This window comes from Citrobacter amalonaticus (assembly GCF_001559075.2).
GTDB lineage: Bacteria > Pseudomonadota > Gammaproteobacteria > Enterobacterales > Enterobacteriaceae > Citrobacter_A > Citrobacter_A amalonaticus_F.
In genome coordinates, this window is the sequence record NZ_CP014015.2 from 1347455 (window position 1) to 1372927 (window position 25473).

The following is a 25473-nucleotide window of genomic DNA, read 5'->3' on the forward strand; positions in this document are numbered from 1 at the left end:
ACGGGCATCTGATAAGCAGACTCATCGCAGATGTAATACAGCGTTAAAAAGTGTTAAGTATTACTCGAGTTCTTAGCGGCGAAATACGTTTCATTTGCTCTCCTTGCGCAAGGCATGAACAAAATGGACGGAAGGCAATAGTGATGATACGCGAATATTACCATTTTATTGGGATTTTTCCTAATATCTCGCGAGATAATAAGCAGCATTTTACATATTCTCAGCGTTATCTAATTGACTTCCCGGTCATTGTTGCAAATGAAAATACCCCTTGTTAGAATGCCAATCAATATCTGTAGAGTCCTTTGACAAAAACCACTGATGGTGCTTTTGCATTTTATTTCTTATAACCTGACCATATTTCTCCAGCGGAAGAAGTAGGTGTCTGACTTTATAAATTGAAATGCCACACAGATCGGCAAGCTCTCTGGTCGACAGGCCCTGGGTACTGTGATCTTTTAATAGATTGAGAATAAAAACTTGTTCCGGCCCCCTGATCATCGGCAGGTCACTTATTCCCATTTCCGCCGCTAACATCTGCAGATTGTCATGAGGTACGTTGTAGCCTGGATGTGCTGCACCCGGGTTATATGAACACAGCGAGAGTTTCATTGCAGACTCCTGGATTTTGAAGGTGTTAGCAGTATGCGTTCTCCTGATTCAACCAGCAACATTAGCTTGAAATGAATGCAAATACAGGATTTTTATCTAACATTCACGTCGTTTTATTAAGAGAAGACTGTATGTTAGAGAAAAGCAGGGTTTAGGGTGGAGATGAACATGAGGTTCGACATTGAGGGATTTATCACTTTTGATACGGAGGATGCGTCTCTCGTTAACCTGTTGACTGGAGATTGCGTTGAATTATCCCAAACCTCTACGCGCCTGTTGGCGGAATTGCTCAATCATCAAGGCGATATCCTTTCGAGAAATGAAATCTTTCAGACTGTTTTTGATAAATATGGTGCCAGAGCGTCAAATAGTAATCTAAATCAATATATCTCAACATTGCGTAGAAATCTGAGCGATCTGGGTATCGCAAAAGAAATCATTGTCACGGTTCCCCGTATTGGTTTCAAAATAGCGGAAGATGCTATTATCAATAACGATCGTGAGTATCGAACGCCCTTCCTCGAAGAAAAGGAGCCGGAGGCTCCGCCGGTTGAGCCGCAGAAACTCTGTCTTAAGCGGTTTACCCGCATTATCGCCCTGGCTATCGCCTTCCTTCTGCTCATAATAAATCCAGATTCATTCAGAGCCGACACCGATATAAAAAAAATGATTCAGGATCAGTGCGTCATTTTTATGCCCTCCTCACTCTCATTACGAGAGGTGACACAGAGCTTTGATTTTGTCCCGCAACCATTCGATTGCTCCCAGCAAAAGGAGTTGTACGTTTACAAGCAACAGGTACAAGGTGCCCTGGGTGATATTGTGCAATTGTTACTCATTAAATGTGATAAAGACAGCTGCATGAGTTTTTATTACAGAGAAAAAAATAATGCCTAAACAAGCCATTCTTCTTTTGATCGGTGTCGGCCTGTTATTGATCGGCGCGGTTTACTGTTTTACCCGGCCCCCGGTTTTCTCTTGCGAGTCGCAGTTTTCTGTTATCCAGAGTATCAACAACGACAACATTCGCGCCGAAGGGCTAATTTTTGTCCACATGACGGATGAGCAACTTCTTATCAATATTGACGGGCTGCTCACACATAATGAAAAAAAGTATTTAATCTCGCGCACGCTCAAAATGAAATATGAAACATACAATGCCAATGCGCATCTGTATAAGATAATGAGCGTCAAAACCATACATGATAATACTGATAATGTTGATGATGAGATTGCTAATAGTTTGTTGTTTGGCAAAGGTCCGAACGACAAGATAATTTTCCTAAAAAAAGTCAATAATAATGTCATACTATTTGGTAACCACGTATTCCCGCAATATGGTTGCAAACGAGATTAATTAGCGTGGTTTTCTTTAACGAAGCACAGCGAAAGTTAAATGTCTCATTATATGAATATAAAATTAATAGAATCACTGGCTTGCATCTCAAAAATAATAGACATGATTAACCCCAGGCTTAACCTGCATCATGTCAGAACGGCATTCATCGCCTGGCACCTGGCCAGGGAATCCCGGTTCACACCTGCACAGTGCAGAAAAACGCTGCTGGCGGCCCTGCTTCATGATATCGGAGGACTGAACGAAGAATCGCGCCTTCAGCCTCTCAGCTATTACGACAATGAACTCAATAACCACGCGGCCGTCGGTGCTGAATTACTGGCCAGCGTCCCTTTACTGAACCCGTTAAGTTCGATTGTTCGCTATCACCACACCCACTGGGACAATGGAAAAGGCGACCACGTTAACGGTGAAAAAGTGCCCAGAGAGAGCCATGTCGTTTATCTGGCGGATCGTCTGGATGTTTTAATCGCCCATTACCGCTCCAGCGATATAATATCGGCAAAAGATGAAATTATTAATATTATTGTTGGCGGCGAACATATTCTGTATAACCCCGAATTTATCAGCGCATTCAGAAAAATAGCAAATTGCGAACACTTCTGGTTAAAAATTAAATCCACAGAGTTCGACGATTACATCCAGGACATTCCCCGCATCCATAACGACTCCATCTCTTTGCATAACTTTCGCGATATCGCCAACATGCTGGCGTTTATTATTGATGGGTTCAGCCAGAACGGCGTCCAGCACTCCCTGGTTGTCGGCCGTATATCCGGTTACCTGGCCCGGGAAATGGGGATTCCCCCGGTCCAGTGCCTGAAAATCGAAATAGGTGGCTTGTTGCATAACCTGACATCCCTGGCGCTGTGTGCCGCTCCGGCACATACCGGGGAAGATAATGCCATCTGGGGTGAACTCTATCCGATTGAAGCCATTCGGGATATTGCCCGCTGGTGTCAGATTCAAAAAACAGTAGTTGCAACCGCCGCACATCCTCCGGAAGTGAGGATTCTGAAGGCCAGCATCTGGCTGGCGTCGCTGTTGCAGGGCGTCACGCTGTCATCGGAATTTAAAGCGCGCGTCGGGGAAACGGCAGAAATCGCCCCTGAGCTGGCGGACATTGTGCGGCAAAATAGCGAGGTTTTATTGCAAATTTTTCAGGAGTCGGTCAAAGAGCGACGCGCCCTGGTCCAGAGAATTAACCAACTTGGCCTGACCTGAACCGCGAGATACCATTCTCGCGGTTCCCGTTTATCAGGCGGACAAACCACCGTCCAGCACCAGCGTCTGACCGGTGAGATAGCTGCTCCCTTCCCCGGTCAGAAATGCAACCGCGCGGGCGACGTCCTGCGTGCGTCCGAGACGGCGCAGAGGAATATTCTGTCGCATGGTTTTCAATCGGGCTTCCGGAATGGCCTGAACCATCTCGCCTTCAATTAAACCCGGCGCCAGACAATTCACCCGAATGCCAAAACGCCCCACTTCTCGCGCCAGCGAATGCGTCAGGCCAATCATCGCCGCTTTGCTCGCGGCATAGGCCGTCTGTCCGCTGTTGCCTTTAATGGCCGTCACGGACGACATAAACACAATCGAGCCACTGCCCTGGGTCATCATGGCGGGCAGCAGGATGCGATTCCAGTTCACCACCGCGACCAGATTGTTTCCCAGCACCTCCTGCCAGTCGCGCGCGTTCTGATGGATGTGCAGCGCGTCATTGGTCATACCGGCGTTATGGATGATGGCGGCGGGCGCGCCATGCGCCTCGAGCAGCGACATGGCTAACGGCTCGACGCTGGCTTCATCGCTGCCGTCACAGCGAACGCCCTTCACCCAGGTCGACGTACTCTGGCTTTGCGCGAGATCCAGCGTGCGAGCGATCCCGGCCTCGTTGCGACCGGTAAAGACAATATTCCATTCAGGCAACAGGTGACTCACCAGTGCCTGGCCGATTCCCCGACTGCCGCCGGTGATGAGCATCCATTTCCTTGCCATATCAACCTGCCATTTCCTGCGCAATACGCTGGCTGAGTTCGCGAAGCGTCATGGTGGGATTTTTCATAAACATTTCAGGGTTGAGCGTGACGTTAAATTCACGCTTCGCCAGTACCATCAGTTCAACGTAGTCGAGACTGTCCAGCTCCAGTTCAGGCAGCGTCGTCTCTGGCGTCAGCGCCTCCGGCGCCAGGTCTTTGGCATCACAGATCATTTCACTGATTTTGTTGTAGATCATTTCATGCTGGCTCATTCGATTTTCCTTTTGTCAGCGCGCCGACTTTTAGCGTCACGGCATTGCTAATGTAGTGATGTTGATAACAGGTTCGCGCGGCGATTCGCACCACCACCGCGCCACTCGCAAGATCGCCAACCACCAGGGCAGGCAACGTATCGATCTCAAGATGTTCCGGCAGCGACTCTGCTCGCCAGGGGGCCAGCAGATGGCTGTCGAAAATGACTTCCTGGTGGGTCTGAACCACGGGAAAGAGAGTAAACAGCGCATCCAGCGTCCGACACGTCGGCAGCATGGTGGCAATAGCCTGCTGACGTAACAGCGCGGTATCCTGAAGAAGATGACGAAACAACAGGGCGTCGAGAAAATGCCATTGCTGAGCGTCGGGCAGCAGCGGCATGAACGCCTGATGCAGCGTGGCCAGCGCCGACGAATCCAGTACCCGTTGGCTTTCGCCATCGACGAGCGGCAGGTGTTTTTCCGGCGTGAGCTGGCAGGAAAGACAGGCCTCTTCGGCAGAGAATTCGCGCACCGATGCCGCAACCCGCTTAGTCGCATCGCGCGTCAGACGATAGGCAGTATCCCGCCACAGCGGTCGGCGCAGACGCACGGTACATTTCAGAAACGGGGCATCGTCAACCGGGGGGCTGATAAACCGTTTTACGTCCAGCAAGGCGCGCATGCCATGCACGCTGAGTCCGCTTCCGCCCTGCGCTTTGACCCACGCCTCGTCGAAATGTACCGGGTTGTAATCACCCGAAAACGCGGCCCAGCGCCGGGCATCCTGTTGGCCATAATGAAGGGGCGTCATACGTGCTTCTCCAGAATCAACGCCGCATTCGCGCCACCAAAGCCGAAACTCAGGTTCAACGTGCGACGGACATTGCCCGCACGATGGCCTTCAACCACATAATCCAGATCGCAGCATTCATCCGCCTGCTGGAAATTGGCCGTTGCGGGAATGATGCCGTTGGCGATCGCCTGCAGACAGACAATGCTCTCGAAGGTGCCTGCCGCGGAAATCAAGTGCCCGGAGTACGATTTCGTACTGGAAACCGGAATGGACCACACCGCGTCCCCTAACGCCATTTTTAGCGACTGCGTTTCATTGATATCGTTCAGCGGCGTCGAGGTACCGTGCGCGTTGATGTAGTCGAGTTGTTCCGGTTCCAGTTCCGCCTGTTGCAGCGCGTGGGTAATGGTTTGTACGCGGGCAAGACAGTCTTCCGCCGGTGAGGTGAAATCCCAGGCATCAGAGAAGTTGGCGTAGCCGGTAATCTCGCCGAGAATGGTAGCGCCGCGTGCCAGCGCCCCTTCGCGCTCTTCCAGACACAGCACTGCCGCCCCTTCCGATAACACAAAACCGCTACGATGGGCGCTGAATGGACAACTGGCGCGCTGCGGATCCGACGCTTCCTTGCTCAGTGCGCCCAGCACGTCAATGTTCCACACCGCGCAGTGGCTGGTGAGAGATTCTCCGGCACCGGCCAGCATCATTTTCGCCCTGCCGCTGCGGATCACCTCGTAAGCGTCGCCAATGGCGATCGTCCCCGTCGCGCAGGCGGCAACCACCGTGTTCTGATAGCCATTGAGTCCCCAGAACTGGCTGCAGGCTGCGGTGGTAACGCTGGGCATCGAGTAAAAACAGTTAAACGGCGAGGCGACGCCCGTGGTCGCAAACTCACTTTGCGCGTCGTAGCTTTCGTCCAGTCCGCCCCAGCCGGTCCCCATGATCACGCCGCAGTCGAGCGTGCTGTAGTATTCCTGCGGCGGCCTGACGCCAAAGGCCATCGTCATTGCCTGACGCGCCGCGCCGACGGTCAGCCGGGCAAAGCGCGGCAGCCGACGACGAATAACCGCAGGAACACCCGCCAGGCTCGGTTCGTTATCCACCAGCCCGAGAAAATGGGTGTTGATGTTCAGCGCCGTTTTATCGACGTAGCGATAGCCCAGACGGTTATCCATCATCGCCTGCCAGCTCTCATCAGCCGTCGCGCCAAGTGGGGTCACGGCGCCATACCCGGTAACGACGACCCGCTTAAATTCATTATTCGGCTTCATGTTGCATCATCCTGTATTGCGTTTCGCCACCCCCTTGCGCCAGCCAGAGCTGCAACGTGGCGTAGAGGTAGTCGTATTGGGTTTGTGCGAGGGCGTTCTCTAACGTCAACCGATCGTCCTGCGCGTTCAACAACGTCTGAAAATCCACGGCGCCCGCGCGATAGCGGCTTTCCGTCAGGGTTAAACGCCGCTGGCTGAGGACCAGCGACTGGTGAAGCCGCGCGCGCTGCTCATCAGCGCTCAGGCGGTTTTCCATCGCCTCATCCACTTCGGCGAGCGCGGCGTAGGCCGTCGAGCGAAAGGCTATTGCCGCCTGTTTTACCGCGAGATCCGCTTGCTTCACGGTGAGCTGTTGGGTGTTCCACTGGATAAACGACAGCGCCAGCGTGCCGCCAATCGTGCGGATCGGATCGCTGAACCATTGGCTGAAGATCTGACTGCCGGCATTCAGTGAGGCATCAAGAGACAGTGCGGGATAAAACTGCAGCCGTGAGGCGTCGTAACCTGCAAGGGCCGCGCGCAGACGCGACTCCGCGGCCTGAATGTCCGGCCGCTGCGCGATCACCCGCAGCGGTGTTTTTTGCGCAATCGGCACCTGCTGATTTGCATCCAGCGCGGGCAATTCATCGGCATGCTGCTCTGCCGGTCTGTTGAGCAACAGCGCCAGCGCATTCCGCGTGTTCTGACGTTGCTGAACCAGCGTTCGCCACTGATTCTCTCGTTCCAGCAGGGCCTGCTGCGCCTGTAACACATCGAGCTGGCCGACCTTCCCGGCGTTAAACCATGACGTCACCTGCTGCACGGTCTGTTGCGAAATAGCCAGACCGTCACGCTGATTGCGAATCTGCTGGTTATACAGCGCGATGCGCCAGTAAAGCTGGGCGGTGGTCCCCATCGTGGTGAGTACCGTCGCGTGGTAATCCTGCTCGCTCGCCACCGCTTCCCATTCGCTTTGCTCACGGGTACGCGCCAGTTTTCCCCACAGGTCCAGTTCCCAGGCGATGGTGATGCCGCTGCTGTAGTTTTCCTGCGCGGATGTTCCCCGGCGCACGTTTTTGCTGTTACTGGCAGAACCGCTGACCGCCACATCGGGGGTCATATTGGTGTCAGTTAACCCTGCAGCCACACGCGCCTGTTGCACGGTGATGGCCGCCGCCGCGAGATCGTTATTGCTTTCCAGCACCTGTTCAATCACCCGCGACAGCCGGGGATCGCCAAAACGTTGCCAGCCGTATTCCGACACCGTGTCGGTAGCAAATTGCCATTGAGTGGGCAATGACAGCAGCGGACGCTGGTAGTCGCTACGGGTCTGTGAGCTACAACCCGCGAGCAATAAAAGTGCGAGCAACACAAGCCGTCTTTTCATTCGCGAGCCAGCGCCTCCGTTGGGTTGAGGCGAGCAGCCCTGCGCGCCGGAAAATAGCCAAACGTCAGGCCGATCAGGGCAGAAAACCCACAGGCCATCAGCACCGGAAACGCCGTGAACACCATTGAGAACGCATCGGTCGCGAGGGCAAAAAGATGCCCCGCCACCCACGAACCGAACACGCCCAGCAGGCCTCCGAGGGCGCAGATCATCACGGCCTCAATCAGAAACTGGTTCATGATGTCCGAGGGACGCGCGCCAACGGATAAGCGGATGCCGATTTCATGGGTTCGTTCGGTCACCGACACCAGCATGATGTTCATCACCCCGACGCCGCCCACCAGCAGGGAGATCGCCGCAATGGCGGTAATCAACAACGACATAGAGTCAGAGGTCTTTTGCAGCGCGTTCGCCAGCTGATCGTCGGTCTGGATAAAGAAGTCCTTCCGGCCATGTTCCCGCAGCAGATGACGTTCCGCCCGCTGCGCCGCCTCATGCGGCTCCAGCGGCGGTTGAAAACGTAGAATCAACGATTCCAGCGGCTTTTCGCCGGTGAGTCGCTGCTGTAATGAGGTATGCGGAACCCAGGCGGTCATAAACCCGCCCACCACTTTCGGGCCTGGCCGTGTCGCCACGCCGATCACCCGCCACGGCGCGCCGCCAATCTGGACGATCTCATCAAGCGGATTTTCTCCTCCGGGGAACAACGTATCGCGCCCGGTCTCATCGAGGATCAACACCGGTTCGCCTTCCGCGACGTCGCGTGCGGTAAAGCCATTTCCCTGCACAAAGCGCAGCCCTTGCAGGGCGAAAAAGTCTTGTGACACGCCGGAGAGCATCATGGAGGAGTCGAGCCCTTTGCGAACCGCGAGCGTGGTGCTGCTGACCACCGGCGAGACACCGATGACCCACGGCAGCGTCTGCAAACTGCGCACATCATCCATCGACAATGCGCGCTCCATATCCGGGCGCTTGCTGCCCCACCCCGTGCCGGGATGGATCTCCAGCGTGGTGCTTCCCAGTTTGCCAATCTCGCTCATGATCGCCTGCCGTGCGCCTTCGCCTACCGCCATCGAGGACACCACTGACGCAATGCCAATAATGATCCCCAGCATGGAGAGAAACGCGCGCATCCGGTGCCCAAGCAGCGAACGCCAGGCCATGCGGACCGCCTCACGAAGACGGCGACCCAGCGAGGCGCGTCCGTTATCCTGCTCCGCCAGCGCAATCGGACGACGAACGGCAGCGTGCTGAACGTCGCGAATGATCCGTCCGTCGCTGATCTCAATCATTCGCTGCGCCTGCCGGGCAACGTCGCGATCGTGGGTGACGATGATGACCGTGTGCCCCGCCGCATGTAGCTGGTGCAGCACATCCATTAACGCCTTGCCGCTGACGCTGTCGAGCGCACCGGTGGGTTCATCCGCGAGGATGATATGCGCACCGTTGATCAGCGCCCGACAGATGCTCACGCGCTGCTGTTGCCCACCCGAAAGCTGAGCGGGCCGGTGCTGGAGCCGGTTTTCCAGGCCAAGCTGACGTGCAAGACGCTGGGTGCGCGCATTGCGCTCTTGCGCTGACATCGCGGTGTACAGCGCGGGAATGGCGATATTCTCTTCCGCCGTCAGATATGGCATCAGGTGATAGCGCTGAAATATAAACCCCAGATAACGGCTGCGCAGATCGGCCAGGTGCAGGCTATCGGCGTCATGTACCGGCGTTCCGTTGATCAACACCTCGCCGGAAGAAGGCTTGTCCAGGCAGCCGATGATGTTCATCAGCGTGGACTTCCCCGACCCCGAGGCGCCCACAATCGCCACCATCTCACCGCCGTGGATGGTCAGTGAAATGTCGCTCAGCACCGCAAGCGTCTCGCTTCCCGCGCTGAATGTCCGGCAAACCTGGCGTAAGACGATAATCGGTTCCATCCGCTATCCCCGCACCGTGTCCTGCGCCAGCACCACGCGATCGCCAGCCTGCAATCCCTCCAGCACCTCGGCGTACTGTCGATCGTTGATCCCGATGCGGATGGTGCGGGTGCGCGTTTTCCCGTTTTCAACGGTCGTGATGGTGTAGCGCTCGGTATCCAGCGCCTGCCCGAGTGCTGCGACCGGCACGCGCAATACGTTCTTTGCTTCGGCAATCTGAATAAATACCTGCGCCGTCATCGACGTTTTGAGCTCTCGCTCAGCGTTAGGCACTTCAAAGGTGCCGGTGTAGTACACCGCCATTGCCTGTTGATTACCGCCCATGCCGCTCTCGCCGGGCGCTTCCAGCGCTTCCTGCGGCGCAGGCTGCACGAAACCCATCGTACTGGCGTAGCGTTTATCCGGATTGGCGATAACGTAGAAGCGCAGCGGCTGACCCGGACGGATTTTTTGCACGTCGGCTTCCGAGATACGCGTTTGCACCTGCATGGTGTCGAGATCCGCCAGCACCAGAATGGTCGGCGCCATTTGCGAGGAGACGATAGTCTGCCCTTCCCGGGTGACGATACCCAGCACTTCGCCGTCGATAGGCGCCACAATGCGGGTATAGCTGAGGTTAGCCTGCGCCGTTTTCACCGCCATCTCCGCCTGCACAATCTGCGCATCGCTCACGTCAATTTGCTGCACCTGCGCATCGTATTGCGCCTTCGCCTGCTCGTATTCACTGCGCACGGCAGAACCGTCACGCAGCATCATGCGCTGGCGGTTCAGTTCCTGGCGATAACGTAACAGCGTCGCCTGCGCCGACAGCTTTTGCGCTTTAGCGCTGGCCAGTTGCGCGCGCGTGTTGTTCAGATCAGACTCCTGCAAAGTGGGGTCAATTTCCGCCAGCAGTTGGCCTTTTTGCACCTTCTCGCCCTGGCGCACGTACAGCTTGCGCAACTGTCCGTTGACCTGCGCGCCGACGTTAACCTGCACCGCCGGTTTCAGAACCCCCGTTACCAACACCACCTTTTCGATGTCGCCCGTGCCAATGGTCTCCAGCGGTAAATTCTCCTGCGGCGCGGTCGACGCCAGCGTCGCCCACGTGCCACCAACCGCAACGGCCAGCGCCAGTGCGCCGCCGATCAGCAGCCAACGCGATTTCGGCGTCATACCTTGACCTCCAGCGGGCTGAGCTTGCCGTCGGTCAGTTGATAAACCCGCTGAAACCGCGACAAAATCGCGTCGCTGTGGGTGACCACAATCAGAGACTTACCGGCGTTCTGGCAATGCGCGTGAATCGCCGCCATCACAATGGCCGCCGTATCGTCGTCAAGATTGGCGGTAGGCTCGTCAAGCAACAACACCGGACGCGAACTGTACAGCGCGCGCGCCAGCAATAACCGCTGACGCTGGCCGAGCGACAGCGCCGCGTGGCTTTCGCGGATCAGAGCGTCAATACCGCCCGGTAATCCGCGTACCACCTCGCCCAGCGCGAGGGAATCGAGCAATGCCTCAATCCGCCCACGATCGCGTTCGCGGTAGTGCGCGTCGAACAACGTAATGTTTTCGCGAACCGAGGCATTAAACAGAATGTCCTCCTGACTTTGCAGACAGACAAACTGCGCCAGTTGCTGCGCAGTCAGCGCCGTGTCTGCGGCATAACAGCCCCCCGCCTGCGGAGAAAATAGTCCGGCAATCAGGCGGAGTAAGGTGCTCTTACCCGCACCGGATTCACCGACAATCGCAATCTGATCGCCCGCGCGCAGCGACAGTGAAACCGACGACAGCACCGGTCTGGCGGGATCGTAGCCATAGCACAACGACGCAAACGTCAGGTCCGGCGCCGTATCGGCGGGAAGTTGCGCTGCCTGCGAAACAGGCGCTGCCTCGTCCCGTGGCGCAAACAGCGCATGGGCGCGGGTGTCGATTACGTTCAACTGCGATTTCTGGATGATGGCGTAGAAGATCCGCGTGACGTAGGAGGTGAAGATTTGCCGCAGAAAGCTATAGGCAAAAAAATCGCCCAATGAGATCAGTTTGCTGTGCACCATCGGCAGAACCACCAGCATAAACACCACCATTTCCAGGCTCCCGGTGAGCTGATACAGCCCCTCTTTCACCTGCTGATAGACCTTCTGGCGTTGCAAACACGAAAACAGATCGCGACTGAAGCCGGCGAATTGCCCCTGGCGCTGCCCTTCCAGTCCGGCGGTTTTGACGGTCAAAATGCCCTGAATGGTCTCCATGAAAAAATCGTTCAGGGTGGCGCTTTTCAGCTGCAGTTGCTGGGTGAACCAGCGGTCGCGGATCACCGCCCAGACGCTGATGATCCCCATTACCGTCACGCCGACGGCGGAGATCGCCGCCAGCACGGGCGCAATCCAGAACATGATCGCCAACGCGATCGTACAGATCACCCAGTCGGAGCGCAGGCCGTTATCCAGCTCAATCTTTTGCAACAGGCCAATCTGCCAGGCCGTGAAGCGGCTGAAGATCTCCCCCGGCGCCCGTTTTTCGAAAAAACGCAGTGGGTTGTGGAGCAGACGGGAAAACCCCACGCCACTGTGGATCAGCACAAAGCGTTTGATAAAACGTTCACTAATCACCCGCACGCCCAGCGCCATCAGTGAGGAGGCGACAAACGCCAGGATAAACCAGCCGTAGGGAAAGTCGCGGCTCTCCACGCTGGAGAAGGCCTGGTTGATGGCGTTGCTCACCATCGTCGGCATCAGAAATAGCGTCAGCGAGACGAGGAAGGTCAACAGCATCAGCCGATAGATCCCCGGCACCGCCGCGGTTTCCTGCATGCTCATCGCCTGCGGCGCGCTCTGCGCGGTTGTCGACAACGGTAAATCAGGGTCTGCGGCAAATGCCTGCTCAGGTTCGACAATCAGGGCATAGCCGCTGATCTCCTGCTTAAGCGCGGCAAATGGTAACCACTGCTCGCCAATCGCCGGGTTCATCACGCACACGTGGTTGCCTTTGCGCCAGGCCAGCAGGACATAATGACTTGCGCCGTAATGCAAAATGGCCGGTAGCGGCAGGGAGCTCAGCTCATCGTGCTCAAACAGCACCGGCGTCGTCGCAATGCCCAGCCGCGCCAGAATGCGCATCAGCGTATCCAGTGAGGTTCCGTGGTCAGAGGCCGGAAACCACTCGCGCAATGTGGCCAGCGAAACGGGCTGACCCTGCGTTTGTGCCAGCATCGCCACGCACGCCAGTCCGCACTCGTTGGTCTCTTCCTGAAAGATCAGATTCGGGATCGTGGTCGTCATTTTTATCATCAGTGATTAATAAAGAAGAGAGAATGGCTGTGCCAAAGGAGCCACTCCTGTGGGTATTCACGCAGCGTGGATTCAATAATGTCAGGCAGCTCGCGGGCGACGTTCTGACTGCTCACTGGCGGATGAATATGGATGCGCAGGCCGTTGTGGTAGCTGAGGTGATAAAACACCACCTGCGCCGCAATCACCCCGGAAAGGCGAACCACACCATTGTGTAACTTCGCGCTGCGGCCGAATAAACGACACGGCAGTTTCGCCGCCAGCGCCCCTTCGGCCTGTAGGGTATAGTCCGGCGAGATATCGGGAAAAATAATCATGTTCTGCCGCCCGGTAGCGACATCGGTGATGAGCGCCATCAGGCTGCCGGCCAGCGTTTTGTTCTGCTGATGGATGGAGCAATAGGTGAGGTCGATACCGCCCAGGGCACGGGTCTGCGCGTTATAGAGTTCGGCGCTGGAAGAGACCACCACGCAGGCTTTACCCGGCGTGACGCAGGCGCCGACCATCGCCGCCAGCACGTCCGACACCGTATGTAACGGCGCCAGAATGTAAGGAATGTTCTGCTGATGCAGCGGTGCGACTACGGCATCAAGTTCAGCCGCACAGGCACGGATCTGCTGGAGCAGCGCCGGGTTTTGTCCCCATGTTGCGGCCTCTTCCAGCAGGCGGCGACGCACGGCGACCCAGGCCGCGTCCACCCGGCCGGTTTGCCCGATCAGGCAGCGGGTGTTTTCGTTTGCCACCGCATTGCGTAAGCGAAATGAGCGCCCCAGCAACCGTAGCGCGCAGAGTCCTTTCGCCACGGTCAGTAATACGGGCAGCGGTAGATAGCGCATTATTTTTCGCAGCAGAATCAGCGTTCCCTGAGAAAAATTACGCTTCGCGTTATACAGCCATCCCGCACTGTTTTTAAAACTAAATACGCTCCAGACAATAAAAAATCTGACCACCGCGGTTATTTATCCTCTTTCAGCAATTGCAGCATGCGCTGCGCAAATTGAGGAAATTCACTGTCCTGGGCCACCACATAGCGTTTATTGATAATAAACATCGGCGTCGCGTTAATGTCATAGTGTGCGGTAATGGCGGCCATCGTGCTGAGACGGTTTTTAACCGCATCGCTCTGACGCAGAGTGTTAAATTTATCCACATCAATATTGTTTTTTACCAGCCAGGTATTCAGTGCCTTCTCATCGGTGAGATCGACATTGCGGGTAATAACGGCGTTATAGGCACTATCGCGAACGTTCTTTTCAATCCTCATCTCTTCCAGCGTGGCAAAAATCGGCGCGTAAGCGGCAAGACCGTTGTCCTCACTGGCAATATGAATCGCGGTAAATGAACTGCCCGGTGGCAGGGTGCGGGAAAATTCCGCCAGATTTTCTTCGTTTGCCGCACAATAATGGCAACCGTAAGACATCACCTCGATAATACTGCGCGCGTCTTTAATCGGACTCTGTGCAATGTGTTCTGCGCTGACTTCACGAAAAGCCTGCGTTTGTGAGTGATCCGTGGCAAAGGTATTAAAGACAAAAATGTGGTAACAAAGCACCGTCATCAACGAAGAGATAACGATCAAGCACAGCGAATAGCTGATAATGGTGATGCGTTTAAATTGGTTCGCCATAGTATTCTCGCAGCGGAAAAGATAAACCTGGAGGCGCGGGTACCTCCAGGTCATAGCCAATGATTAGCGGTTCGGAACCCCACCACACTTGCTGGCATTTGCATCTTTCATTGAGGTAGTGCTGCCGTGCTTATCCGTACAGGTCGTCAGTTCCTTACAGGAGGTCACCCCCCCAATGGTGACGTTCTGATACGTTGTTTCGCAGGTTTTACAGGTTCCGCCCACAACGTTAGCCACTTCGATCGCAGTTAATTTTTTCATCTCTGTTTTCCTTACTTAGGGTTTAATTGGGTGCAATCACTTGCACCGATCGCTCGGCAAATACCACTGCCGAAAAGACGTTTCACGGGTCACGGCATAATTCCCTTGAACACCGTGAATAACGCAATGTTGTTTCTAATATTCAGTCGTTTCATTAAGTGCCGCTTGATATAGCTCAGGCGTCGGACATCGATATTCACTTCGCAGGAAATCTGCGACAGCGATTTCCCTTTGAATATCTCTTCCATCAGCCACCATTCATTACCGGAAATCGTATAATTCATTTCCCGGTGGTGCAGTCTTCTGCGGGTGTAATTCACTAATGAATAGCTAAAGCAGCATCCCTGATGTCGTTGATCTAATAATTCCTGAAAAAAAGGGGTGGTATTGGCGAGATTCTCGCTTTTCAATAACCAGTGAGCGCCTGGCAAGAGCGCATACAACGTGAAAAACAGCGGCATGTTGTGCTCGCTTAATAAAATGATCAGATTCTTGTTTTCACGCTGATAGAAATTATTCATGAGCTGCAGCGCACGAATCCGCTCACGCGGCAGGCTGTCCAAATCGCAGAGGATCCACAGGCAGCAGTCATCATTTACGCGAGTCTGTAACTGCTTGATCAACTGCGTGTAATCATCCGTTAAGGAATATAAAACGTCCGTTTGCTCCGCGAGCAAACTGGCAATCACCGTTTTGATTCCTTGCGAAAAAAAGAGATCTTTGTTGTAAAGAAAACACTGATACACCATGCCTCAATATCCTTTTGATGACGCTACTGATAGTTCAATGTGTAATTTGCCGTGGCGGTAAAAGGTCCGGTGGTCAGGGTGCCGTTTGCTAAGGCATCCGGCTCGGCCTCCACAAACGCCTGGAAATTAAGCCGTAAAATGGTGTCGTTGATCGCGGCCGGACGGGTCGCCACATTCAGGCGTACAGGCGTATCGTCCTCCTCCAGCAGACCGATCCCCACGCCCCCCGCATTGCCCGGCGACGTGGCGCTGATCGCCAGTCGGTCCGCCAGATTGCCGTTGGCAATACCGCTGAACGTCACCGTGACGGAATTAAAGACGCTCGGCGTGCAATCCTCTAATTTGATCGTGAACGGAACCGGCACTGTTTTCCCGTTGATATACAATGACTTTGTCGATACTTTCCCGAAATCGACCGGCACCCGCTCTGAATCAGGCGCAATGCTGCACGGGTAGGCCATCACCACGCCGGTGAAACTGAGATCGCCACCCAGTAACTCCCCCAGCGCCCACACCGGGGCCGGAGCGAGCGTCGTCAATAAACAGGCAAAGATCATTGTTACGCGATGCATATTCCCTCCTTACTGGAATTCAGCCACAACCGTTGCCGATGCATGGAACTCGCCTTCCGGAATGACTGACGTGGTGTATTTCGCCACCGGTGCGGCAGTCAGGTTCCAGTCGCCTTCGTTATTGGCAAACCCCGGCACGTTATAGAAGGTGTTGGGTGCCACCGGGTTACCCTGACGGTCACGCAGCGCAATGCCCAGCTCGGAACGATCCGTTGTTCCCTGCGTACTCAGGTACTTGCCGTCATCAAACGCCGGATTGGCCTGCTGGATCCCCAGCTTGATATTCAGTGCACCCTGGGCGAAGCTGCCGCCCTCGCACTTCACATGAATCGGCACATTCTGGCTGTAGTTGGTGCCGTTCAGTCGGCTACCGATCCCAGGAATGTTGCCGAAGTCGACGACGATCGGCGTCCCCTGATTAACGGTACATTTATCCGGCACGGTGATGACCCCGGAAGCGATGGTGATGCGCGACAGAGGGGTTTGCCCCATTGCGCCCGGCCCCAGGCGACCAAAGAGTTTTGCGATCTCAGAGCCTTGCAGGTTCACCCCGTTGATAATCGGTTTGGTGATCATAAAGGTCACCTTCCCCTTTGCGCCGGAGGTAAACTGGTTGTCAAGGATCGTGCTGGGCGGGTTGCAGTAGTTCTGATTGGCGTCGTTTGAGATGTTATCAAACGGTACGGTTTTATAATCTTGCAGATTCCCACCGATGTAGATCTCAATTTTAACGTCCATATAGTCATTGAGCTTGAGGTAACCCGCCGTCATTCCGGACTGCGTCAACGTCGCCTGCGACATGTAATACACCGGCTGATCCACCACTGACTGCGTACAGTACGCTCGCCCCTGGAACATCCCCGCCAGATTAAACTCATCAGTAATGGTCGCCCCGGCCTGGTTGGAGGTAATATCATGATTGCTAATATTAATCAGATAGTCATAGGTCCCATTCACCGGTTCAATTTCACCATCCAGTGCGGACCACGCCGTGCCCGACACGCCAAGCGTGCTGAGCGCCAGTAAGACCGGCCATTTGCGGCGGAACAGGCCTGACAGTTTCATTACAAATACTCCATCTTCAGGCGGACCAGACTGCTAAAGTCGCCCGCGCTCACATGCAAACCGGTGGATTCCAGCGCCGCCATAAAATTCAGTTCACTGTCACCGGAATTCACCAGCCAGGGCGCATGGGTCTGACCGACATCCAGCGCATTCCCGTCCTTATCGAGCAGGCGCACGCCCGCGCCCTGAGTCGTACCGCTGGTGCGTAATAGCTGCCCGTTATTAAGATCGGATTCACCAACGAACGTCAGTTGTACCGCCTGCTCCCCGGTGCTGTAGGCTCGCCAGTCATTCCCGGTGGTTCTGGAAGCCAGACTCCCTCGCGACTGCGACGCCCCTTTCAGACAGTCCTTCAGATGCAATTTGAAGCGTACCGGCTCGCTGCGATCGCCCGCCTGGCGAAAATTCTGCGCGCTGATCTCGCCCATCTCGACGTCCTGAATGCGCCCTTGTGTCATCAGCACACAGGGAGAGGCAAACACGGAGCCGTGAAACCGGACAATGCCGCTATCTTCGCTGACATGTTCCTGAGCGCTATGCTGTGGCTGCGCTGGCACATCCGCCCCGCACTGAAATGCCACGCCCATCGCAAGGAGGGCCACAGTGGATAAAGGATTTTGCATTGTCTGGTTCCTCCTGATTAGCCCTGCTGCGCCGGTGGAAGCGCTTTGCAGGTGTTGCCCTCGCAACGAAACTTCAGCTCCGGGTGTCCGCCATAGTCGTTCACGTACATCATGGAAAACTGGCTGACGCTCCCGTCCGTCACCGCAAACTGCTGGCTCGATTTGGGTGCGATCATGATCCCTGGAAATTGGGTGATCTTTTGTCCGGCCCCTTTGGACAGCCCGAGGATCGTGACGTAGTAGGGCGTTGGGTTCTGTACGGTCATCTGGCTGCCGTTTTTATGGAACACCACCTGGTCCTGCCAGATTTCACTCCGGGTCTTCGGGATCACCGCCGCCGGGCGGTAAAACAGCTTGATGCGCGACTGCATGGCCAGTTGCAGCGTATTCGGTTTATCCGGCTTCGGCGGGATCTCCCGGACGTTGAGGTAGAACAGGCTTTCTCTGTCCTGCGGCAGCTTGTCGATCCCCGCGGTTTTGGTGACGCGCGCAATCCCTTTCTGTCCCCCGTTGATTCGCTGTAGCGGCGGTAACACAATCAGCGGCGAGGTAATCTTGTTACCCTTTTCATCCTCGACCCACGACTGGGCAAGGAAGGGAATATCCGGGCTGGTATTGGACAGATTGGCGCTCGATGAGGCCTCTTTCTCCGTAATAATGACGCGGGTTCTGTCCAGAGAGACCCCCGCCTGCGCGTAGCCGCCAATCATGCTCAGCGCCCACGCCGCCATCAGATATCCGCTATGTCTTTTCTTGCTCATTTTTGGCCTTTTATTACAGTGAGATAACTCGTTCTGTCGGGATTAACGACACGGCAGAAGCGCGTTCGCTGATCCGTTGTTTGCACCTGGCGGAATCGTGACCTGACATTGCTGCTTACCGCCCCACATCACGTTCAGCGTTTCGTTCGCATTGACCCCCGCAAGCCAGGCTTGCCCGTCTTCCAGCACCATCGCGACGCTTACGCCATCGGGGTTGTAAATTTCCGCGCCGAATGGCGGAACGCTGCCATCCGCGAGGCGTAGCGTCCCCATCATCTTCATCCCCTTCGCCATACCGAAGGCCTGATAGCCAATCGCGCCTTCCGTCAGGGTCGTCGTGCTGATGGCTTTTGACGGTTCGATGTCGCTGTCCATCGCATCCACGTCCACGCGGGTGTCAAAACTGTTGTAGCTCACCACATCCGGCACCACGGCAATGCCGTAGCCGTTAGTCCGCGACTTCTTACCGTTAAGCGGCACGCCGCCAATGCCATTGGTATCCACCATGACGCGCGCCGTGTTGATCGTTGCGCCGCTGTTATGCATCGCCGCGCCGTGGCGGGTTGCCGTGAAGCCGCCGCGCAAGGTCGTGCTCAGCGCCATGTACTGGCTCTGCTGATAGCTGGCGTTGGTATTGATTTCCGCCAGTTGCGAACGATGCTGGTAATAGCCGTCAACGCTGGCGTTACCGCTCTGGCTGGCACCGGCACGAATGCGCCACAAGTTGTTGTAATCACTGTTGTCGGTGTAGGACGCCATCGGACTGGTTTTGCCGTTGTTGGTCTGGATATCCAGACCCGCCCATTTGTTGTCGCCAATCGGCACCGACAGCGAGAAGGAGATCGAGTCGTCTTTGCGCCCTTTATAATCAGTACGGTAAGCGGAAAGGTTGGCGGTGATGCCGTTGATCTCGCCAATCCGGAAGGCGCGTCCCACCGACATGCCGTAGCGATCCTGGCTGCGCTTATCCCAGTAGTTCTGGTGCGTCCAGGTCAGAAAGACGGTCGTCGCCTTCCCTGCTTCGCCAGCCCAGAACGTTTTATTCCCGGTGATGGTATAGAGCTCTTTTTCGCGCCCGATGTGATCGTATCCCTGATAGCGTTCATCGAGGTATTGCGACATAGAGCGGAAATCTTCCTGCGAAAAACGGTAGCCCGCGAAGGTAATGGAGCTGTTGTATTCGTCGAAGGTTTTCGCGTAACTCAGCTTGTAAGAGGTCCCTTTCAGCCGGTTGCCGTCAGGCTCGCGGCTCCAGGATTCAGTGGCATCCACGGAAATCGCGCCAAACGCGTAGAGATCGCGTCCGATACCCAACGACGCCGCAGTGTACTCTTCACCGGAAGACTGTAAGCCGCCATACAGCGACCAGGCGTTGCTAACCCCCCAGGAGAAATCACCGGAAAGGAACGTTGGCCCCTGCATTTTATGGTTGTAACGGGACGGCGTACCGCCTGAGATGTTGTAACGAACGTAGCCCGGACGCGTGAGATACGGAATATTGGCGGTGTTCACCTGGAAGGTGGAGACTGAGCCGTCCTGTTCCTCAACGCGTACATCGAGGGTACCGCGCACTGAACTGCGCAAATCCTGAATGTTGAACGGCCCGGCAGGCACCGTGGTTTCATAGATGATGCGTCCACTCTGGCTAACGGTCACTTTGGCGTTGGTACGAGCGATACCATGAATTTCAGGCGCATAGCCCTGTAACGCCGGCGGCAGCATGCGCTCATCGCTGGCCAGGTTGACCCCGGTAAAACGTACGGTATCGAAAACCTGCGAATTCAGGTAGATCTCACCCAGCGTCAGTTTCGCCGCGATCATCGGCAAGGGGCGGTAGGCGTAGATCTGATTCCAGTCGAAATCGAATTGATGGTTCTGGCTGTAGTAGCTGGTCTGGTATTCACCACGCAGACGCCAGCCACCGATGTTCGCACCCGCCTGGCCGTAGCCTGAAACCGCGCTGTAGTTTTCCTGACCGTTGAACTGGCGGGTGAGTTGCCCGTTGAGGCTGTAGTCGAACAGGAGGCCCGCGATCCCTTCATCCCAGCGTTCAGGCGGCGTCCAGTTGGGATCGTTATACTTCATCCACGCCTGTGGCACGGTGATTTCAAGCACGCCGGCATAGTTGCTTAATTTCGCCCCTGGCAGACTTTGCAGGGAGTAGCAATTCTCATAGAGCTGGGTGACCCTGACGCGGGCCTCATCTTTCAGCGCCAGTTTGTCCAGTAGATCGCCGCTGATGCACGGCAGCGTGCGCTTGCCTTCGGGAGCCTCGATATAACGAATTTTCTCCTGACCGACTGGCTGACCGTTAATACGGATATCCAGCAAATAATCGCCAGGGGTGACATAGTTGTCGGTCGCAAAACGCGACAGATCAATCTGCGTACGATCCGCGGCATCCAGGACATCGGTATTAAACTCAACGCTCTCCTCGGCACTGGCCATCGGCGCATAGCCGCTATGCATTACCAGAAGAGCAATGATCGTTAGATGGGTATTTAATTTTACCGACATGATTTTCGTCCCGAATAAATCCGTTAAAAACGGCCTGCGTCCCGCTACGTTATTGTTATGCTGTTAGTGGTAATCCATAAAAAACTGCGCAACGGCAGTAAACTCGCCCGCTTTTATATATTTTTGAACCGGTACCAGCGATGCGGAAAATTTTAAAACGTTATCAGTTTCGCTCAGTTCATATTCCGGAGAGGGTTGACCCAGCGTTAATATTTCACCCTGATTGTCACGTAGACGAATACCAAAGCCATCGGCGTCACCACTGACTAATAATGTGGTGGGGTCGGATGCCGCCGCATTACCCATAAAGGTGACCGAAGCATAAGGATAAAGTGAACCATCGTTGCCTCGTTTCACCACGGAACATCCCGTCAGGCGTATCAGGACTGGCCGCGTAATATTGCCTTCATCATTGCGATTAATCAGGCTGGCAGAAACATCGCCAAACTCAACCTCTATATCCCGACTGTTCGGGTCAAGACTGCATGCCGCCTCAATCAGTTCACCGCTCATCGCTAATTTCCCCGGCGTGACGGTGGATGCTGAAACCGAAGCCGACCCGACCAGAGCGCAAAAATAGACGGCGATGAGGAGCGTATTGTTTATTTTCACTTTGTCCCTCCCTGGTACGATGCCTGCGGTGAAGAAAGTGCGGGAACACGTCCCGCACTCAACACTTCAGGTCAATTACTGGTATGCAATCTCGAAGTTCACTGTGGACTGGAAGGAACCAGCAGCCACGGTTGCGCTTGCGCTTTCTGCTTTCACATAGGCCACAAACGGAATGGTGTTAGTGCCGTTAACCAACTGAACCGGTGTAGTTGCCGTGCCCCACACCACATCCTGGCTGGCGCTGTCACGCAGGCCGATACCCGCACCAGACGCAGTGCCAGAGGTGAAGGCCGCCAGAGTGGCGTCAGTTAGGTTGGTGCTGGTCGGGGTGTAAGTCACTTCTGCAGTTTGTGCTACAGTGATGTCACAGTGCTGCAGTTCGATGTTCTGGTGTACGTTTCCGGCGCGAGCACCGTTAGCCAGTGCAGAAACAGGAATCTGACCAAAATCAACGGTCACCGGGCTTGAACCTGGCGCCAGACCACAGGCGGTATTTACCAGTTCACCCTGGAATTCAATCACACCGTTCGTTGTGTCAGCTAACACAGACATAGAACCCAGAGCGGCGCTGAACGCAACAGCCATAGCAACTTTATTCATTTTCATAACAATTTCCTGTTTGTACCAATATCCTGAGAAATAAAGAGTCATCACGTCGCATTCGTTATTCCGTTCTGCTGTAATCAACTCTTGGTTTTGTTCTGGAAATGTCCTGGTAATAATTAAAACTGCAATAATATTAATTATCACCACTCCTTCGAACTGATGAAAATGCTACCAAATCAAAATTTCCACACAAAGCACTACATTTGCTGTGGAATAGATACGCATTGTTAACTCGCAGGGAAAGGAAAGGTGGGTTTATATCTCGCGAAACCGCGCGATTAATCCGAAATACACGATGGATTTTTAGTAAAATAAATTAGAGAAACAGCGAGGTGATTAAGATAATTCCCGATAATACCGGAAACAAAATAGTTATTCAGGAAATTATTGGAATAGTTAAGGTCAAAATAACAACAGCAGAGCTCAGGGATGTTCCTTCCCGTCGTTTTGACAAGCCTGAAGCACACTTAGCCAGTCGTCGGGTGGATTCCCCCCATCGAGCATTTCCCGAAAATCTTATAGGCATCGGTCTTGCGGCCGTAGGTGTGTAATGACCCTTCATCATTCACCCATGCGATGACAAAGGATTCAAAACCTATAAAGGAGGAAAAAGCCGCCTCGCAAATCCGGGCGGAAAGATTATCTCAGGCTGACGGCATCAACGCCGCATTGTACCCGGCATTCTCCGCAGCCGGTACAGCGCTCGCTGTTCAGCACAGGGATCCCCGTCGCGCCGAGGGTACAGGCCAGCTCAGGGCACGCCTCAACACACTGGTTGCACGAGCGCACCGGATTAACGCAGGCAGCGCTGAACGTCGGGCGCAGACCCGTATCAAAACGAACCTGTACGCACAGCGCGCCACTCGGGCATGCGTCAATGCACGCCCCACAACCATCGCAACTGGCATACTCTATCGCCAGTTGCGGGTAGCCGTCTTCGTGACGGGTCAGAATTCCCATCGGGCAGGCATCGATACACTGATTGCAGCGGGTACATTGCGCGATAAACTGCGCATCAGGCGCCGCTCCTGGCGGCAGTGGATGCGCGAGTTGAGGCACCGGTGCGCTCTCCGGCGCAGTGTGCTTTGCCGCGCTGACAAACACGCGAAACAGCCCACGCCGACTGACGTGCCGATGCGTCATCAGCGCCTGATAATATTTCTCTGACTTGTTCATCCGAAGTACAGCCGTTTCACCGCAGGTTGCAATGCACGCTGTTGCTCCATCTCCTGCAGATAACACGCCGTTACAGCGGCTAAACGCGCATAGAACGGGCTCACCGCGCTGTCCTGCACTCGTTCCAGATAGTGATATCCCCACGGCAGCAGATACACTTCGAATAACTGATTCACCGCCGTGTCTTTACCGGCCTCCAGCAGCGCGCTACTGGCTAACAGCATCAGGCCAAACTGATCTTCGGGTTCGCTCTGGTGCGAGTCAAATGCCATTCCCTGCGACTGTAAAAACGCGCGGTATTCCGCGGTGGTATCGCCCATCAGCAGATTATCGCGTTCCAACCAGACGGAGCCCCAGGGCGGCGCGGGCATATCGCCCTGCCCCTCGAACAGCACGGAAAATTGCCACGCCAGGTCATCAGCCTCCGGCAACGGCCAGTCGGCACATAGCCTGGTCATCTGCGCCGGATCGCGCCACGGGTACAGATCGGGCAGCGTAGGTAGGCAGTCAAACAGCGCTTTCACCTCCGGTCGCCCGGGGGAGTAGTAAAACAGTGCACCAAGGATCCTCGGTAATACAGCACTGGATGGCATGTTGGATACTCCTGAAAAAGTGCCTGATGGCGGTTAATGTTCGCCCAGACGGCGGGGCCGGACACGCGGTCCGGCCCATGAGGCTTACATCGGTAACGTCCACAGATTGTAGAACGCAATCCTGCCCACCAGCTCAGCCACGATGACAACCACGGCGGTCATCGCCAGAACGGTGACGCTGGACTTCAGTCGCGCCCAGGTCACCACCCCAATAATGCCCACCGCCAGCAGCGCCGCCTGGGCGGTAAACCAACTGGTTTGCGCCGCCGTTAACGCGCCGTCCGCACTCATCAGCGTCGACATATACCCCGGACGCAGGCAGAAGCTGGCGAGGATCGCCAGCACACTGACCAGCAGGCCCAGACGCAGTCCGAACAGGCCGGCCAGAATGCCGCCGCCAATCAGCGGCGTCAGCACCATCATCACCGTCGTATACGACGTGCGCCAGGTGACTACCGTCGGCAACTGGTAGATTTGCGGGATCGCCAGTATAAAGACCACGCCCACCACCGCTGCCAGCCACACCAGCGCTTTACATAGCGCGGCCGCGCCACGGTTCAGCAGCAGACCGAGAGAACCCAACCCGCCGAGCGTGGCAAACACTGCCGACAGCACAATTTCGTTGCTCATCGGCGAATGCCCTACGCGCAGCAGCATATTCAGCGCACGCAGCGGTTGCCCGACGTGGATTATCCCCAGCAGTACCCCAACCCCGAACAGACACATGACGGAGAACAGGCCGATGGCCATCCGTCGCGCCTCGATCTGCCCCAGAGTGCCGCCAATCAGCAGCAGAATAAATGCGCCGACTGCGCTTTGGGTAAAGACGGTAAAAAAGACCAGCGGTAACTCATGCATGGCGCACCTCCCCCATATTCATAATGGCCCCTTCCTTGTCGCCCGTAGGTTTGGCCTTCGGATGCGGCTTAATGATGAGGTTAGGATGGGTAAACGACGCGGCGGGCAGCGGCGCAATTTCGTTCTCGCTGCCGTACTTCGCGCGCAGTTCATCGATTGGGCCGAAATCCAGCGCTCGCTGCGGACAGGAATCCACACAGATGGGACGCAGATTCTGCTCCAGTCGGTCGAGACAGCCGTCGCATTTGCGCATGACTTTGGCCTTAGCATCAAACTGCGGCGCGCCATACGGGCAGCGCATTTCACAATAGCGGCAACCGACACAGACGCTGTCATCGACCAGCACCAGACCGTCTTCTTCACGCTTGTGCATCGCGCCGGTCGGGCAGCCTGATACGCAGACGGGTTCATCACAGTGGTTACAGGCGATAGAGAGGTAGTAGGTAAAGGTGTCGTTGTGCCAGCTTTCCCCTTCTTTCACCCAGCTTCCGCCGCCGTATTCATAGACCCGACGGAATTTCGGACCGACGTCCAGATCTTTATTATCCTTACAGCTGACCTGGCAGGTTTTACAGCCTGAGCAGCGCGAGGAGTCAACATAAAAGCCATACTGTTTCATTGCGGATCACT

28 protein-coding genes are annotated in these 25473 nt (G+C 55.4%); 4 read left to right on the top strand and 24 right to left on the bottom strand.

Translation table 11 applies throughout. From position 1 onward, the window contains the following. Window positions 1-246: 246 nt before the first annotated feature. On the bottom strand, window positions 247-612 hold the full coding sequence (locus tag AL479_RS06460; protein WP_061075490.1) for a FaeA/PapI family transcriptional regulator: 366 nt from the start codon (window positions 610-612) through the stop codon (window positions 247-249). 168 nt (window positions 613-780) lie between these two features. On the opposite strand from AL479_RS06460, the gene AL479_RS06465 reads away from it, so the two are divergent. From AL479_RS06465 to AL479_RS06475, 3 genes are all read left to right on the top strand, one after another. Further along, window positions 781-1509 (top strand): winged helix-turn-helix domain-containing protein, encoded by a 729-nt coding sequence (locus tag AL479_RS06465; RefSeq protein WP_061075491.1) that lies wholly within the window; start codon window positions 781-783, stop codon window positions 1507-1509. Further along, the gene (locus AL479_RS06470) at window positions 1502-1969 is read left to right on the top strand and encodes a FidL-like protein (RefSeq protein WP_061075492.1); all 468 of its coding nucleotides are present in this window, start codon (window positions 1502-1504) and stop codon (window positions 1967-1969) included. The genes AL479_RS06465 and AL479_RS06470 overlap by 8 nt, the downstream gene beginning before the upstream one ends. A gap of 102 nt (window positions 1970-2071) precedes the next feature. Continuing rightward, a complete protein-coding gene (locus AL479_RS06475; protein WP_225851893.1) occupies window positions 2072-3193 on the top strand; it encodes an HD domain-containing protein in 1122 nt (373 codons plus the stop codon). A 33-nt stretch (window positions 3194-3226) separates the two neighbouring features. On the opposite strand, the gene AL479_RS06480 is transcribed toward AL479_RS06475, so the two are convergent. From AL479_RS06480 to AL479_RS06570, 19 genes are all read right to left on the bottom strand, one after another. Then, window positions 3227-3964 (bottom strand): SDR family NAD(P)-dependent oxidoreductase, encoded by a 738-nt coding sequence (locus AL479_RS06480; protein ID WP_061075493.1) that lies wholly within the window; start codon window positions 3962-3964, stop codon window positions 3227-3229. A 1-nt stretch (window position 3965) separates the two neighbouring features. Continuing rightward, a complete protein-coding gene (locus AL479_RS06485) occupies window positions 3966-4217 on the bottom strand; it encodes an acyl carrier protein (protein ID WP_061075494.1) in 252 nt (83 codons plus the stop codon). Further along, entirely contained in the window at window positions 4204-5010 is an 807-nt protein-coding gene (locus tag AL479_RS06490; RefSeq protein ID WP_061075495.1) for a MaoC/PaaZ C-terminal domain-containing protein, read from the bottom strand. Before AL479_RS06490 ends, AL479_RS06485 begins: the two co-directional genes overlap by 14 nt. Continuing rightward, window positions 5007-6260 (bottom strand): beta-ketoacyl-[acyl-carrier-protein] synthase family protein, encoded by a 1254-nt coding sequence (locus AL479_RS06495; protein ID WP_061075496.1) that lies wholly within the window; start codon window positions 6258-6260, stop codon window positions 5007-5009. The genes AL479_RS06490 and AL479_RS06495 overlap by 4 nt, the downstream gene beginning before the upstream one ends. Further along, window positions 6247-7626, bottom strand: a complete 1380-nt coding sequence (locus AL479_RS06500; protein WP_061075497.1) for a TolC family protein — start codon at window positions 7624-7626, stop codon at window positions 6247-6249. The genes AL479_RS06495 and AL479_RS06500 overlap by 14 nt, the downstream gene beginning before the upstream one ends. Further along, window positions 7623-9554, bottom strand: coding sequence for an ABC transporter permease (locus tag AL479_RS06505; protein ID WP_061075498.1), 1932 nt, complete (start codon window positions 9552-9554; stop codon window positions 7623-7625). Before AL479_RS06505 ends, AL479_RS06500 begins: the two co-directional genes overlap by 4 nt. Before the next feature lie 3 nt (window positions 9555-9557). Further along, a complete protein-coding gene (locus tag AL479_RS06510; RefSeq protein WP_061075499.1) occupies window positions 9558-10709 on the bottom strand; it encodes an efflux RND transporter periplasmic adaptor subunit in 1152 nt (383 codons plus the stop codon). After that, window positions 10706-12814, bottom strand: a complete 2109-nt coding sequence (locus AL479_RS06515) for a peptidase domain-containing ABC transporter (RefSeq protein ID WP_061075500.1) — start codon at window positions 12812-12814, stop codon at window positions 10706-10708. Before AL479_RS06515 ends, AL479_RS06510 begins: the two co-directional genes overlap by 4 nt. An 8-nt stretch (window positions 12815-12822) precedes the next feature. Then, window positions 12823-13773, bottom strand: a complete 951-nt coding sequence (locus AL479_RS06520) for a hypothetical protein (RefSeq protein ID WP_061075501.1) — start codon at window positions 13771-13773, stop codon at window positions 12823-12825. A 5-nt stretch (window positions 13774-13778) separates the two neighbouring features. Then, window positions 13779-14450, bottom strand: a complete 672-nt coding sequence (locus AL479_RS06525; RefSeq protein ID WP_061075502.1) for a DsbA family protein — start codon at window positions 14448-14450, stop codon at window positions 13779-13781. A 63-nt stretch (window positions 14451-14513) separates the two neighbouring features. Next, complete coding sequence (locus AL479_RS06530) at window positions 14514-14711, bottom strand: DUF4762 family protein (protein ID WP_061075503.1); 198 nt, start codon at window positions 14709-14711, stop codon at window positions 14514-14516. An 89-nt stretch (window positions 14712-14800) separates the two neighbouring features. Beyond that, on the bottom strand, window positions 14801-15460 hold the full coding sequence (locus AL479_RS06535) for a transcriptional regulator (RefSeq protein ID WP_061075504.1): 660 nt from the start codon (window positions 15458-15460) through the stop codon (window positions 14801-14803). A 23-nt stretch (window positions 15461-15483) separates the two neighbouring features. Beyond that, a complete protein-coding gene (locus AL479_RS06540) occupies window positions 15484-16032 on the bottom strand; it encodes a fimbrial protein (RefSeq protein ID WP_061075505.1) in 549 nt (182 codons plus the stop codon). A gap of 9 nt (window positions 16033-16041) precedes the next feature. Next, window positions 16042-17097 carry a fimbrial protein gene (locus AL479_RS06545; protein ID WP_061075506.1) on the bottom strand — a complete coding sequence of 352 codons (1056 nt, stop codon included), beginning with the start codon at window positions 17095-17097 and terminating at the stop codon, window positions 16042-16044. Beyond that, window positions 17097-17720, bottom strand: a complete 624-nt coding sequence (locus tag AL479_RS06550; RefSeq protein WP_061075507.1) for a fimbrial protein — start codon at window positions 17718-17720, stop codon at window positions 17097-17099. The genes AL479_RS06545 and AL479_RS06550 overlap by 1 nt, the downstream gene beginning before the upstream one ends. 17 nt (window positions 17721-17737) lie before the next feature. Then, window positions 17738-18481 (bottom strand): molecular chaperone, encoded by a 744-nt coding sequence (locus tag AL479_RS06555; RefSeq protein WP_192575248.1) that lies wholly within the window; start codon window positions 18479-18481, stop codon window positions 17738-17740. Window positions 18482-18523: 42 nt separating this feature from the next. Then, window positions 18524-20998: a fimbria/pilus outer membrane usher protein gene (locus AL479_RS06560; RefSeq protein WP_061075509.1), complete on the bottom strand. Its 2475-nt coding sequence runs from the start codon at window positions 20996-20998 to the stop codon at window positions 18524-18526. Between the two features lie 63 nt (window positions 20999-21061). Next, the gene (locus AL479_RS06565; protein WP_061075510.1) at window positions 21062-21610 is read right to left on the bottom strand and encodes a fimbrial protein; all 549 of its coding nucleotides are present in this window, start codon (window positions 21608-21610) and stop codon (window positions 21062-21064) included. A 75-nt stretch (window positions 21611-21685) separates the two neighbouring features. Continuing rightward, window positions 21686-22216, bottom strand: coding sequence for a fimbrial protein (locus AL479_RS06570; protein WP_061075511.1), 531 nt, complete (start codon window positions 22214-22216; stop codon window positions 21686-21688). A 332-nt stretch (window positions 22217-22548) separates the two neighbouring features. Between AL479_RS06570 and AL479_RS23925 the strand changes: the two genes are divergently transcribed. Beyond that, window positions 22549-22767, top strand: coding sequence for a hypothetical protein (locus tag AL479_RS23925; protein WP_192575249.1), 219 nt, complete (start codon window positions 22549-22551; stop codon window positions 22765-22767). 88 nt (window positions 22768-22855) lie between these two features. Here the strand turns inward: AL479_RS23925 and napF are convergent, their stop codons facing one another. From napF to AL479_RS06595, 4 genes are all read right to left on the bottom strand, one after another. Further along, window positions 22856-23392, bottom strand: coding sequence for a ferredoxin-type protein NapF (napF, locus tag AL479_RS06580; RefSeq protein WP_061075512.1), 537 nt, complete (start codon window positions 23390-23392; stop codon window positions 22856-22858). Then, on the bottom strand, window positions 23389-23985 hold the full coding sequence (locus AL479_RS06585; RefSeq protein WP_061075513.1) for a TorD/DmsD family molecular chaperone: 597 nt from the start codon (window positions 23983-23985) through the stop codon (window positions 23389-23391). The genes napF and AL479_RS06585 overlap by 4 nt, the downstream gene beginning before the upstream one ends. Before the next feature lie 84 nt (window positions 23986-24069). Then, the gene (locus AL479_RS06590; protein ID WP_061075514.1) at window positions 24070-24843 is read right to left on the bottom strand and encodes a dimethyl sulfoxide reductase anchor subunit family protein; all 774 of its coding nucleotides are present in this window, start codon (window positions 24841-24843) and stop codon (window positions 24070-24072) included. Next, window positions 24836-25462 (bottom strand): DMSO/selenate family reductase complex B subunit, encoded by a 627-nt coding sequence (locus AL479_RS06595; RefSeq protein WP_061075515.1) that lies wholly within the window; start codon window positions 25460-25462, stop codon window positions 24836-24838. Before AL479_RS06595 ends, AL479_RS06590 begins: the two co-directional genes overlap by 8 nt. Between the last annotated feature and the right edge of the window lie 11 nt (window positions 25463-25473).